Genomic DNA, 13,619 nt, shown 5'->3' with positions numbered 1-13,619 from the left:
TCGCGCCTTTTGCTTCAGGGTTTCTTTTTCTTCTTCTCGGCCCAGGGGGGATCGAGCAGGTCGATCGAGAGCCCGCGCACCGAGGTGCCCCGGATCTCGTCTTCCTGCTGCCAGCGGTCCCACTGGTTCGGGTTTTGTCGGTACTGGTAGGATTCGTAAGCACTGGAGATTGAGCGGCGGGCCAGCCAGTCGCCGATGTCCGCGCCGAACACGCCGCTCCAGAACGGTAGCAATCCGCGATAGAGAGACTCTGCCGCGGCGGCGTCCCGCAAGTCCACCGACTGCCCGCGCAGCGCCGCGGAACGTGCAAGGGCGGTCCAGTCCACACCCTCGCCGCGCCATGGGAAGAGGCTCTCGCCACTCAGTGGCGGCACCAGCGTGGCATCGAAGCGTGGCGCGTAATCCGAGGGTAGCAGGCTCGCTCCGAAGTGCGGCGCGAAGCGGGGATCGAGGAGGGGGGCGGACGCCTCCGGCTCGCTTCCGGCAGGCGGCGGTGCGACATCCGGACGCCCCCCGACCAGCGGGCTCGGATCGAGCTGCAGGCGAAAATCGCCGAGCAGGCCGATGCTGGAAAGCTCCGGCGCATCGCGCAGGCGGATGCCGACGCGCCGGTTCTCTTCCACGGGGCCGAAGTCCTGCACTTCGCCCTGCGCGTGGACGTCGAGCAGCGAACCGGGCGGCAGCAGCGGTTCGATCGCCCTGCGCACGGCGACGCCGCGATGGGCGGACAAGTTGGCGTTGTAGGCGTCGTCGCCCTCCAGTGAAGCGTAGCCGTAGACGTCCACCCACAACCTGCGGCTGCGCCCGCGCATCAGGCCCTCGATCGTGGCGACGTCGCCGGGGTCGAGGTCGGCGCTGTCGCGCTCGAACAGGACGTGGCCGGTCTCCGGCATCACGCCTTCGCCGCGCTCGAACGCATCGCGCGGGGGCGCCGAGCCGATGCCGCGCGGGCGGGGCGGATCGTCGTGGAGCGCGATCGGCGGCGCGGCTCCGGTACGGGCCTGCGCGACGTGGGCGAGTTCGTGAAGCAGTACCGGCTCGCCCGCTCCGGCGCCCAGCACGACCTCGTCCCCCAGAGCGAAGGCATTGGCGCCCAGCACGTGCGTGCGCTCCCGTGCCTCGGCCCCGGTGTGGAGGCGTACTCCGGCCAGGTCGATGCCCAGCTGTGCCTCGGCCTGTCGCCGCACCGTGCCCGGCAGCAGGGAGCCGCCGCTGCGGGGGAGCAGTCCGGCCTCGTCCCGGGCTGCCCGGCGAGATGCGGGCAGGCCGCCGAGCAGCCCCGGTGCGGCCAGCCCGCGCACGGCGGTATCGCGCGCGCGGTTCTCCAGCGCGGGGCGTGCCGCTTCGGGAGAAGCGCGGGGGGAGGGCGCATTCATGGACGGTCCTCCCGGGGCCTGCCGTTCGCGTCGAGGCTCCGGAATTCCCCGGCGGTGTCGAGTGCGGGAGTCCCTGCGCGGCGCGGGGCGGGTGTCTCTGGCACCGGGCAAACCTGATCCGGATTGAGCGTGACGATCAGGTTGGTGACGCTCGCCTCGGACAAAGTTCCTTCGGCCGTACGCGGGGTCAGCCCGGCAAAGCCGATCTCGGCATCGGCGATACGGCCGATGTGCACCGCGCCGGTGCGAACGTCACGCGATCCGCGTCCGCGCGTCGGGAAGCGCAAGTCGAGCGCGCTGAGATCGAAATGATCGAGCCGTACCGCCAGTGCGCCGGGGCGCTCGGGATTGGTGATGCCCTGACGGCGGAGGCTCGGGTAGGCGTTGAAGATCGGATCGAGCGGTTGCAGCGCCCCCGTGACCGTGAGGCCCCCGAGCGCGTGCGGCGCGAGTGTCGCCGTCCCCATCGATCCCAGCGAGACGGTGAGATCCGAACCGTTGTCCAGCCCCAGCGCGAGCGCCAGCCGGTCGATCCTGAGCGGCGCGGCGTAGTCCGTGCCGCCGGAGTCCGAGGATGCCGACGGTGCGCGGGGAGAGCGTGCGCGCAGCAGGGTTTCCAGGTCGATCCGGCCCGCCTCCGCCTCGCGCAGGTGATTGCCTTCGAGGTTCCATTCGAAGAAGTCGTGATAGATCGGGATCGGCTCCGGCGTGGGCCCCATGCCTTCGGGATCGCCCGGCGGGTAGAAGTGGAAGCCGGCCCCGATGAAAAGCGTCGATCCTTCGAGGTGGAAGTCCACCAGGGCATCGGCGAGGTTGGGGATCTGGCCCTCGAGGTCGGCGTAATTGATCGAACCGTTGGTGATCGGAACGTTCACCCCGAAGGTGTAGTCCAGCGAAGGGATGCCCAGCGCCCCGTCGATCCCGTAGGCGCCGGCGAGCGTGAAGCTGCCGTTGACGTGGCTGAACAGCTCGTGGTTCGCGGCGAGCCATGCCGCGCCCGCATCTCCCGCCAGATAGCGCGAGGCTGTTGCCCCGCCGCCGCTGCCGGCGCCTGACGGGATCGGATTGATGCGGAACCACGCGTCGGTGATCGTCGCCGAGGGAATCTCGATGACGCGGCGGCCCTGGTTGTTGCCGCCGAGATCCACCGCGACTTGCGGGGACTCGATGCGGCGGATGTCGAGGTGGATGCCCGCACCCTCGTCGTCGTAGCGCAGGCCGCGTGCGTTGAGGCCGGCGAGGGTGACGTGGCCGCCTTCCGCCGCGTTGTAGGATAGCCGATCGCCGCCGATGCCGGTGCCTTCGCCGAACATGTCGTGCCGGGTGCCGCCCGCTCCCCGGCGTACGCGGATGCGCTGGTCGGGATCGCCCATCACGTAGCCGACGATCTGGGTGGCGGACCAGTCGAGGAGGTCGATGCTCATCGGCCCGTCGCCCGCGAGGTTCGCCTGAAGCACGTCGGCATCGAAGGCCATGCGGGCATTGAGCGAGCCGACCAGCTGCGCCTGCAGCCGCTCGGTGTGAAGTGCTTCGGCGCGTACGATCCCGGTGATCGCGGTGCCTCCGGCGGAGGGCACGATCTCCAGCGGCTCGTTGGTGGCGGGATCGGCAGGGCGGCCGACAAGGACAGGGCCGACCGTGAAGGGCTCGCTCTCCGGCAGGTCCAGCCAGAGGTCGAGGCTCGCAAGGTGGATACGCATCCCCGAGGCGGCCACCTGGCCAAGGCGCAGTTCGTCGATGACGATGCGTTCGTAGGGCGTGCCTGCAGCCGCCGCTGCCGCGGGCGTGGGATGCAGGTGCACCGAGAGCCGCGCGGTGATGTCGCTGACCGTGATCTCGCTGGTGTCGGGGGCGAGGATCTGCATCGACGGTCCCGAAAGCTCCAGCTGGGAGAGGTTCAGGCTGTCCAGATGCAGCGGCGCGCTGCCGTTCGCGCCGATCGAGACGACGTTGCCGGAATAGCGGATCAGCCCGGTGTCGAAGTTGCGAAACCCGTAGCCGAGATCGACACCCGGCCCGGTGCCGTCTCCGTAGTGGACCGTGCCCGCGCCCGAGATTCCCGTAGCTCGTCCCTCGATCGCACCGCCGGGATCGAAGGCGAAGTCGATCCTTCCCGCGTTCAGCATGCCGCTCGCGCGCAGTTGTTCGCCGTAGCGCACGAGGAAGTCGGTCTCCACCGAGCCGATCGAGCCGCGCGCCCTTGCTGCACCGGCGGTCGGCCCGATGGTGGTCGCCGCGCCGCCGAGGCCGATCAGCAGGTTGTGGACGTTGATGTCGGACAGCGTCGCCGCCTCTCCCGGCACGAAGCGCCCGCCCGGTGCGGCCTCGGGCAGTTCCAGGTGCAGCGAACCGGCATCGACGACGATCCGCGCGGCGCTGATGCGGTCGACATGGAGGCTGTCGATCGCGAATTCGCTGCGCTCGTCCGCCAGCGAGGAATAGCGGCCGGAGAAGCGCACGCCAGTGGCCACCGTCGGGCCGTCGGCGCGGATCGTGGTGCCGTCGGCGGTGTGCCAGCGGATGCGGCTGAAGGTCAGGTTGTCGAGCCGCAGCGCATTGATCCGCGTGTCGCCGCCCGCCAGGACGACCTGCCCGGACACGTCGCCGCGCGTGATATGCATGCCCCCGCCGCTGCGTCCGTCCGCGCCGCGATAGGTGACTTCGGTGTCGGAGGCGACGAGGGCATCGAGGGCGACGGTCATCGTGCCGTCGCTGGCCATGTCGACACTGACCGCGCGGGGCGCGCGCTCGGCCCCTTCCGGCCGATCGAGCTGGCCACCGGCCTCCAGCATCCGGCCCATCGCGAAACGGAAGCGCATCTGGTCGAATCCGGCGACCTCGATGGCGCCGGACATCCGCGTCTCCCCGCCGCCGAGGTCGATGTCGAACCCTCGCAGGGCCAGCCCGAGCAGGGCGCCGGAGGTGATCTCGACCCGGTACGAACTGCTGCCAGCAACCAGTTTCTCGTAGCCGAGGCCGCTGCCTTCGATCCGGCCGATGCGGAAGGTCTCGATGTGGATGTTGCGGAAATCGATGCCGCCGTTCTCTCCGGTGCGGCGGCGCAGCAGGATGTCGGCGGTGATGTCGCGCGCGGTGCTCAGGCCATCCGCCCAGATGTGATGGGTGCCGTTGTTGTAGTCGAGGGCCTGCAAGTCGAGCTGGCGCACCACGAGCCCCTCGACATGCAGCCCATCGGTAGCCACCCGCAACCCGGCGCTGACACCCGACAGGGTTAGGGCCTGTCCCTCGCGCTCGGTGATGCCAGCGCCGTGGATGCCGCGTACCGCCACGGAACTGGCCCCGATCCGCGCGGAAAACGTCTCGCCGCCGCCTGCCGAGATGGTCGGTCCGGTCACGGTGACTTCGCGCACGCGGATGTCGAGCAGTTCACCCAGCTGGCGCGACACTTCCAGCAGTTCGCGTTGGTCCTGCGGCGAGCGGGCCAATCCTTCCGGCACGCCGATGCCGAGCGAACGGCTCCGCAGTTCCTCGTAGCGACCGACCAGCGGGCGCAGGCGCAGCAGGTGCTCGCGCTCGGCGGGCAGAGGAGGCGGATCGGCGCGCAACTGCGCCTCGATCGCGGCGAGCGTGGGGATCGTCGCGGGCAGGGCGAGGTCGCGCAGGGTGAAGTCGTCGGCGCTCACGCTCGGCCCGCTCGCCGCTGTGCCGAGGCGTGCGGGCGAAGGGGGACCGGCGCTGACGAAGCGGCGGATCGCCTCCTCGCTGGTCATCTGGCGGAAGGCCAGCGCGGCGGTGTCGCCGCCGCCGCGTATGCCGGTCAGTTCCGCATGGCCAAGGCGGACCGGGCCGTCCACGCCGTCGACGCTGACCCGCGCAATGGCGATGGACAGGCCGCCGACACCGCCCACGCCCGTCTCGGCCTGCAAGGTGTCGAGCCGTGCCTGCTCGGCGGGGCTCAGGCGATGCCCTGCCTGCAGCCGCGCCATGAGCCCCAGCATTTCCGCCTCCAGCGGCTCCAGTGCGGCGAGCCGGGGCCGCAACTCCTCGCGATCGGCGACCAGCCCAGCGACCTGTTCAGGAGCGGCGGCGCGCGCCCGTTCGATCCGCGCGTCGAGGACGAAGATCTGCGCGCGCAGCGCCGCCGCGCGGTTGCCGCCTGCCGCCGCCGTGAAGCCCTCGACCGAGAGGCTGGCGACGCGCAGGTCGCCCATGTGAAGGCCCTGCGCGTCGATGCGCCCGACCGAGATGGTCGCGGTGCCCAGCGAGGTGTTCGCCGCCGCCCGCTCGGTCAGCGCGTCGCGGTTGAGCGCGAGGTCCCACAGCAGGCCGAGCACATGGCCCAGGACCGGGGAATCGGGCAGCGGTGCGGTCTGGAAACTGGCGCTGGCATCGACTCCGGCGATGCCGAGGTGGCGCAGGCCGGTCGGTTCGGCGTCCCCCGCGCGGGTGTGGACGATCTCGTCGAGCGAGACGTCGTCCACATGGAAGCGCCCGGCACGCGGCGCCCGCAAGTCCTCTGGCGCGAAGGTGAGCGCGAAATCGAGGTCGGTGAGCGAGACGGCGCCCGCGCGCAGCGTCGATCCGGTCGAGACGGAGGCGAACCGGGTGAGCGCGATCCGGCTGGCCCGCACGCGCATGAAACCGGCGGGCCCGTTGATCTCGATATCGACGACGTTGGGCTGGGCGAGCGCCGCCTCGCGGTTGTCCGAGCCGATGGAAATCCGCTCGCCCGGCGAACGCGCCAGCACCGCGCCGGTGTAGAGCGGAGCCCCGGCGTTGCCCTCCAGCTGTTCGAGGTCGACGGTCACTCTGAGCCCGGTGGTCTCGGCATACGTCGCGGATTCCCCGGTGAAGGGGTCGGTGCCGTGGACGGGGCGGGTGTACTCCTCCAGTTCGTAGGCGCCGGTGCCGAACAGCATCGCCAGCAGGTGGCGGCTGCTCCGCGCGGCGCTGACCGTGTGCGGGCGCGGGAACGTGCGCCCCACGCGCGGGTCGTAGAGCGCGAAACGTTCGACCAGCGGCCCAAGCGGCTCGCGGGTCCAGGCCCGTTGGCGGTGCGACTGCTCGAAGATCCAGTCGAAGTCGCCGGCCGTGATGCCCATCTGGACCAGCAGCGCCAGATCGGCCGGGTTCGTCCCGTCCCATGCCGCCGGGTCGGCCAGTTGGCGGCGCAGCGGGGTTTCCCCGCGCTCGTCAGGGCGGGTGAAGGCGAACGACAGCCCTGCCTCGTGGAGCATCGACTGCGACAGTGCCCCGGCGATCCGGGCGGCATAGGCGCCGCGATCCTCGAGCTCGAAGGCGCGGCGCTGGTCCTCGGGCAGGGCGCGCAGGATGTGGAAGGCGAACAGCGCCTCCTCGAACGTCACCTCATCGATGGTAATGATCCACAGGAAGGTGCTGACGTGGAGCAGCCGCCGCAGGTCCTCGCGATTGAACGCCGGATCGCGGGCGCCGAGGACAGTGGCGAGATCGTTCCAGTAGCGTCGGTCCTGTTTTACCCCGTCGGAGAGGGCGGAGAACAGGCGGCGCATCAGGCCCAGGACGTCAAGCCTTCGCACGACGGCCGGCAGGACGGACAAGCCGGGCGCCGGGCGCGTGGACGTGGCCGCGGTTCCTTCCGGCGGCGCGTGGGCAGGAGCCGGCACGGCGAGCGCGGCCAGTCGCACGAACAGGCGATAGGCCGCCTCGGCGCTGTCGTCGAAGGCGCGGGCGGCGGCGATCAGTTCGGCCTGTCCTTCCAGCAGCGCGCCCGCCTCTGCGGTGAGGTCGGACAGGGAACCGTCTTCGCCGCGAACCACGATAAGCCCGGCCATGGCGGCTTCGGCGCGCAGGTCGTCCGGCAGTTCCTCGATCAGCCGCAGGTAGAGGCGGCCCTCGTCGAGCGACTGGAAGCGCGCCTGCTCGGCGGGCGGCATCGCGCGCAGCATGTCCCAGGCGAGCGAGGCCTCCCAGTCCCGCACTGCCCAGTCGAAGAAGCTGCGGCTCAGCAGGGTACGCATCCGGGCCATGGTCCTGTCCGGCCGCCGGGTGCGGACGAGCATCGCGAAGCCGCGCGCTTCGGGCGTCTCGCCCCGGCGGTCGACGGGTTCGAGCGCGCCGATGCAGCGATCGACGATGCCTGCGCCGTCGAGCCGGGCGATGACGCTCTGCAGGCTGCTTTCCGGCAAGGGGGGAAGGGCGGCGTCCGGTGCAGGTGTCGGTGCGCCCGAGAAGCGCGGGTCCGACACCGCGAGTGCGGGGTTTTCAGCCAGCAGCCGAAGCGCCTCACGGGCGTCCTCGCGGCTGGCGTCGGTGAGCATGATGGAGAGCGTGCGGCGCAAGTCCTCTTCGCGCCGGGTGAGGTCGGGCGCGGCCGCACGCCGTCCCGCTTCGGTGCGCGCGGCCCGGCGGCCGGCCTCCTCGCGGTCGTATTCGGGCAGGGCGGTTGTGCGCAAGGCGCGTAGGTCCGCGCCGTTATCGCCGCCTTTGAGGCGCGTGAGCTGGCCTATCGGCACGCGGCGCAGCGTGGTGACGGCGGCGTGATGTTCGGCCGGACTGAGCGAGCCGGGGTCGAGCCGCATCGCCCGGAAGATGCGATGGCCGTTGTCGGCGCGGTCCAGCATGTCCGTGGTGAACGATTCCGCTGCGGCCAGAACCTCGCGCCGATGGCTGCGTGCATGATCATCGCCAAGGCCGTTCGCGAGCGCGGCGAGCGGCCCGGTGCCCAGCTGCGCCGTCAGCACCCGCGCCGTCTCGAAAGGCAGCGGCGCGAGCAGGTCCAGCACGCGGGTCACGGCATCGGCGGACGGGGTTTCCTGCGCGAGCACGCGAACCATGTCCTCGCGCTCGTCCCGGTAATTGGCCTCGACAACGTCTTCCAGACTGCGTGCGGGTGACGGCTCGGCCCCGTCGAAATGCAGCGCGCCACCGGTCGCCGCACGCGGGCGCGGCGCCATGCCTCCGCCGAGCAGGGCTGCGGCCAGGCGCTCGGCCTCGCGCTCGGCGGCAAGCGGCGACGGCGGTGTCGCGGAATGCAGGCGGCCTTGCGCGACATGGACGAGTTCGTGCGCCAGCGTCAGGCGGCTCGCCTCGGATGCCGGATCGTAGCCGCGCAGCCACACCACATTGCCCCGCGCCGCGCCCCGCGCCCCGGCATCGGCCAGCAGGCGGTCGCCCTCGCGATCGAGCCGGAGATCGACCTCGCTCGCCGCAAGGCCGAGAGCCGGGGCGAGGCAGGCGAGCGCGTCTTGCGCGGCCTCGCGCGGGGCGCTCACGCTCTCGGTCGGGGAAGGGGCGGCGCGTTCGCTCATGGCGCGCGGCCTTGGCCCGCGATCCCCGCATGGACGCGGGCGGCGGCGGCGCGGCCGATGTCCTCGGGGCGGGGCCGGGCGGGAAGACGCTGCGGCGCTGCGGCGCGTGACAGGCCGCGCTGGCCGACGAGACGCTCAAGCTCGGAGGAGAAGGCCGCCCCGGCGCGCCCTGCCTCATCGGCGTTGAGGCCGTGGAAGACCAACTGGCCGACCTCGATCGCCACGCGGCTCACAGCCAGCCTCCCAGTTCGGCCGAAGTGACCGGCCGCTCCAGCTTGCGGCATTCGAGCACGGCGGCTTCGTGCACGTGGCGCATCTCCACGGCGTCCCCTTGCGCAGCGGCGAGGAACGCGGCGTTGACGGCGATGCTGCGGATGTTGCCGGGCGCGACGTTGAGGCGCGCGAGGCGGTCGAAGTCCAGCCCTTCGGTCGGCGTGGCTTGCGGGAAGGCGCGTTCCCAGACGGTCCGGCGCAGCGCTTCGTCGGGGAAGGGGAAGGCCACCACGAAGCGCAGGCGGCGGAAGAACGCGGCATCCAGCGATTCGCGCTGGTTGGTGGTGAGGATGGCGAGGCCGGTGTAGCTCTCCATGCGCTGCAGGAGGTAGCTGACTTCGATGTTGGCGTAGCGGTCGTGCGCGTTGCCGACTTCGCTGCGTTTGCCGAACAGCGCGTCGGCCTCGTCGAACAGCAGCACCGCGCCGCTGCCCTCGGCGGCGGCGAACACGCGGGACAGGTTCTTCTCGGTCTCGCCGATGTACTTGCTGACGACTCCCGCCAGATCGACGCGAACCACGTCGGTGCCGAGGTCGGCGGCGATGACTTCGGCGGCCATCGTCTTGCCGGTGCCGCTGGAGCCCGCGAACAGCGCGGCGATGCCGAGGCCGCGCCCGCCGCGCGCGGCGAAGCCCCAGTCCTCGTGGACGTGGCGGCGGTACCGCACTTGCGCGGCGATGGCGTGCAGCGCGGTCTTGAGTTCCGCGGGAACGATGAGGTCATCCCACGTGGCGACGGGGTGGATGACTTCGGCGATGGCGGCGATATGCGCCTGCGCATGGGCGCGGGCCTCGCGGTGGAGCAGGTCGCGCGCCGCCTCGCGGTCCAGCCCTTCGGCCAGCGGGCCGAGGCGCGCGATCGCGGTCGGGCCGATGGCAAACTGGCTGGCCAGGGCTTCGCTCGCGCCGTTGAGCCTGGCGGTCTGAGCCTGCCCCAGCGCCCGGGTCCAGAGGGCATGGCGCTCGGGCGCTTCAGGCACTTGCAGTGTCGCGGAGACAAAGGGGCGGCGGCATGGCAGCGCCCCCGCGCCGCCGCTGACGATGATGCAATCGTCCAGTCGATCGACGAGATCGGCGGCGAGCGCGGCCTGTTCGGGAGCGATGTCATCGGGCAGTTCAATCAGCAGCGCGAGGCCGCCCAGCAGCGCCTCTCGCCGCCACAGGGCTGCGAAACCGTGGCGCTCGGCGGGAGTGGGCGGTAGGTTCGCCGCGCCGAGAACATGGAGGCGGCGCCCCAGCCGGGTTGCCGCAGTCTGGGCGATGAGCCGGGCGTCGGCGGGCTCGCCGTGATGCAGGTGGATCGCGGGTACCTCTCCGTCCGCGCGCATCGACCACCAGCGCTCGACCAGCCGCTCCGCCTGGGCGCGGCCGGAGGGGCCGATTTCCGCGCCCGCCGCCACCGGGCGGACGAGCGGGGCGAGGCGTTCGTCAAGCGCGTCCTCTCCCAGCAGCGCGAGGAGGATGCGTTCGTCGATCAGGAGTTCGGAAAGGGTCGGTCGGTCGGGATCGGCGAGGCGCAGGCACCGCAACGCGCGCAGCGGGGCGTCGGGACGCAGCGCCGACCATGCCGCCTCCGGCAGTACCGCCATGGCGAGGGCGGCGGTGATGCGGCCTTGCGGGTCGCCGGTCACGGCGGCACAGAGCGCTACGGAGCGTGCACTCAAGTGCGGCAGAGCGGCCAGCAGCAGGCAATCACGGGCGAATGCGATGAGGCCAAGGCGCTCGGCGAGACGCCTTGCCGGCCCACCGGATTGGGCGGCCTCCTGCGCTGCGTGCAATGTCGCTTCGGCGGCCGCGATTTGCTCGCCTGTTCGCGCGGCGGCAAGCGCGAGGTGCGCTTCGATCACGGCGATCTCGCCGGCGAGAGACGGCGCGCTCATATCGTCACCAGCGGGGTGGCGAAGCGGCCGTCGCCGCCGGGGGTGAGCAGGCTTTCGGCGCCGTCGATGCGCAGGCGCACGAGGTAGTCGCCGCGCGCGATGGCGCGATAGGGGATTGCGATCTGCGCAGCCTCGTCCACGCTTTCGGCTAGGCCATTGGCGGCGGGAGCGGCGATGGCATAGCCGCGTGGAGGCCGCGAGGCGGGCGCGCCGCGTTCGTTGAGCAGCACTTCGACCCGCTGGTCACGGCCGATGGCGCGGGCGGCGGTGACCGTCAGGGTGCCGTCGGCGTAAACGATGCCGTCGATGGTCCGCGTCGCGGAATTGGCGGCGGAGACGGTGTTCACCACCGGGCGCAGGATCAGCGCGGCGGCGTTGGAGAACACGCCTTCGTGCGCGGTGGCCGGATCGCCCATTTGGCGCGGGTGGATGACGGTGACGCTCTGCACTCCGGCGCGCGGGCGAGGGGCGGCGGCAAGGTCCACGTTCAGGATGTGGGCGCGGGAATCGGAGGCGGGCGCGTGGTCGGTGGCGCCGATGCGGACCACGGTGCCGCTGGCGGCGAGCAGGCGCAGGCCGGCGATCGCCAGCGTGTCCTCGGTGGTCACCGCCGCGCTCGGATCATCGGCGAGGCCGACCCGCGCGATCTCGGGCAGCGCCAGCGTCTCGCCGAAGACGGCGCGGGCAGTGGCGGGCAGGGCGGTGCGGCCCTTCGCGCGCGGATCGATGAGCACGACGCTCGCTTCGTAGGCGACGGTGGTGCGGTAATGCGCTTGGAATGCCGACCAGATCCGCGACATGTCCTCCAGCGCGACGGCGGTGGGGGTCAGCTTGACCAGTTCGATCTGGTCGGCGAGGCCGCAGTTCTCCAGCGCCGTGGCGAGCGGGCTCGCGGCCGTGGGCACCAGTGCGCGGCGTACCGCCTCGCGCGTCAGGACCGCGTTCTCGCCGAGGATGCGCAAGGTGTGGCCGAGCAGGACTTCGGCGACGAACATCTCCGCCGCGAAGGTCGTGACGAGGTAGTGCAGCGTGAACGCCAGCGGCGGTGCGGAGACGAGGTCGCCGCCGCTGTCGCGCCCAGGCAGCCCGAGATTGCGCCAGGCCGCGTTGGGCGTGACCTGATGGAGATAGAGGTTCACCCGCGTCGGCTCGGGCTGGCCGGGCTTGGCGACGAGGTCGGGCGGCCCGGCACTGACGCCGATGGTGCCGACCGCGTCGCCTGCCTTGTCGAGCGCAAGGCCCTCCACCACGAGCTGGCGCAGCACGGCGGTGACTCCGGCGATGGCGAAAGGCGTGCTCATCGTGCGCGCTCCCCGCCCGAAAGGAACTCTGCGGGGGAGGGGCCGGGCGACGGCGCAGGCGAGGCGGGCTGGCGCCGTGCGGGCGGCGGAACGGGGGGCGGGGGCACCGCATGGACGTCTATGCGCTCGATCCGGATGACGACCGGCGGCTCGCCTCGGGGCGCCGAAACGGAGCGTTGGCGAGGTTGCGGAGCGGCGGGCGTGGGCCGGGGTATCGCATGCGCGACCGGCCGAGGAGCGGGTTCAGCGCGGCGCGGCGGGGGTGCCTGAACGTCCGGGCCGGGCGTTGTGCCGGCGCGTGCGTGGACTTCGACGTGGCGCATGATCTCCTGCAGCACCGTGCGTTCGGAGATCTGGAGGTTCGGGGAGGGCGAGTTGGCCATGCGGCGGGGAGCCGGGCGGTCAGGCGCTTGGGCCGGGGGGGGCGTGAGCGCAGGCGTATGGCCGGGATCGGCAGGGGGCTGCGGTATCGCAGGACGTTCGCCACTCGGTATCGCCGTCTGGATTGGCGGCACGGCCTGAGAACGGAAGCGCGGTTCCGGATTCTCAGCGGACGTAAGCACTTGCGTAACCTGCACCACCGAACCCTGCCGGATTGTCGGCGCGGCGGCGGGGGCCGTGGTGCCCGGGCGCGGCGCCGTGCTTTCCCTTGGGGCGGAGGGCGCGTCCATGACCGTGCGCGGTATAGGCTGCACGCTCCCGGCGATCGGCTGCGCCGGTTCCTCGAAGGCCGTATCTCCGCCGCCGCCCTCGTAAAGCGTGCGCGGGCGCGGGGAAAGCAGCGCCACGCGGCCCGAGGCTCGGGCTGCGAGGGTGGCGAGATAGCGGCTCACGCTGCCAGCTCCAGATAGGCCGCGCGGCGCTGCGGGGTCATCGCCAGGATGTCCGCCTCTCGCCAGCCATAGGCACGTGCGAGCGCGGCGACTTCCGCCAGCAGCCGCCGCGCCTCGGCGGCGACCGAACGGGCGAAGTGATGCGCGGGATCGTGCAGCGCCGGAATGCTCGCGCCGCAATGGGGGCAGGCGACGAGCAGCGTGATCGCCGCCAGCGGATCTGCAGCTTCCAGCGCATCCTCGATCGCGGCGACGGCCTCAGGCGGGAGGTTCGCGGGATCGGCGGGCGCACCATCGCGGGTGCAGAGCGTCACCACGCGGGCGAGGAGGGCGCGCTCGGCCGCTTCGGGCTCCTTCATCGCCAGCGCCGCCATGTCGTGGCTGTCGGCGGGGCGGGCCTCGATCCGCCACGCACCGGTCGTCACCGAGATCGGCGCGACCTCCTCCGGCGCCATCGCCAGCAGGCTGTCGGCATCGAGCGTGACTTCCGCCGTCTCGCCACATGCGTGGCAGGGCAAGGTCGCCTCGATGGCCGGGCCGAACAGTCGCCGCTGGTGCGCGATCAGCTTCCCGTCACGCGCGCCGACGGGAAGGCGTGCAAGGGCATCATCCCCGGCACCGGGCTCGGCGGCCCTCAGCAGGGCGAGCGGGTTCGTGCCCGCCTCCCAAAGTGCGAGCAGTCCCTCGACCGGGTTCGTGGACATGGC

7 protein-coding genes are annotated in these 13,619 nt (G+C 71.8%); all 7 read right to left on the bottom strand.

Annotated elements, in window-relative coordinates; genetic code table 11:
* Positions 1-14: 14 nt before the first annotated feature.
* From LH128_RS31510 to LH128_RS20965, 7 genes are read right to left on the bottom strand one after another with little or no spacing between them, the layout of a single operon-like run.
* Positions 15-1,376, bottom strand: a complete 1,362-nt coding sequence (locus tag LH128_RS31510; RefSeq protein ID WP_008831694.1) for an eCIS core domain-containing protein — start codon at positions 1,374-1,376, stop codon at positions 15-17.
* A complete protein-coding gene (locus LH128_RS20985) occupies positions 1,373-8,626 on the bottom strand; it encodes an eCIS core domain-containing protein (RefSeq protein ID WP_008831693.1) in 7,254 nt (2,417 codons plus the stop codon). The genes LH128_RS31510 and LH128_RS20985 overlap by 4 nt, the downstream gene beginning before the upstream one ends.
* Positions 8,623-8,859: a hypothetical protein gene (locus tag LH128_RS20980; RefSeq protein WP_008831692.1), complete on the bottom strand. Its 237-nt coding sequence runs from the start codon at positions 8,857-8,859 to the stop codon at positions 8,623-8,625. The genes LH128_RS20985 and LH128_RS20980 overlap by 4 nt, the downstream gene beginning before the upstream one ends.
* Positions 8,856-10,778 carry an ATP-binding protein gene (locus LH128_RS20975; protein ID WP_008831691.1) on the bottom strand — a complete coding sequence of 641 codons (1,923 nt, stop codon included), beginning with the start codon at positions 10,776-10,778 and terminating at the stop codon, positions 8,856-8,858. The genes LH128_RS20980 and LH128_RS20975 overlap by 4 nt, the downstream gene beginning before the upstream one ends.
* The gene (locus LH128_RS31505; RefSeq protein ID WP_008831690.1) at positions 10,775-12,079 is read right to left on the bottom strand and encodes a DUF4255 domain-containing protein; all 1,305 of its coding nucleotides are present in this window, start codon (positions 12,077-12,079) and stop codon (positions 10,775-10,777) included. Before LH128_RS31505 ends, LH128_RS20975 begins: the two co-directional genes overlap by 4 nt.
* The gene (locus LH128_RS33640; protein ID WP_172705130.1) at positions 12,076-12,912 is read right to left on the bottom strand and encodes a hypothetical protein; all 837 of its coding nucleotides are present in this window, start codon (positions 12,910-12,912) and stop codon (positions 12,076-12,078) included. The genes LH128_RS31505 and LH128_RS33640 overlap by 4 nt, the downstream gene beginning before the upstream one ends.
* The gene (locus LH128_RS20965; RefSeq protein WP_008831689.1) at positions 12,909-13,616 is read right to left on the bottom strand and encodes a hypothetical protein; all 708 of its coding nucleotides are present in this window, start codon (positions 13,614-13,616) and stop codon (positions 12,909-12,911) included. The genes LH128_RS33640 and LH128_RS20965 overlap by 4 nt, the downstream gene beginning before the upstream one ends.
* Positions 13,617-13,619 lie beyond the last annotated feature (3 nt).

It is taken from the genome of Sphingomonas sp. LH128 (assembly GCF_000293195.2).
Taxonomy (GTDB): Bacteria; Pseudomonadota; Alphaproteobacteria; order Sphingomonadales; family Sphingomonadaceae; genus Novosphingobium; species Novosphingobium resinovorum_A.
This window is presented reverse-complemented; position numbering and strand designations above follow the sequence as displayed.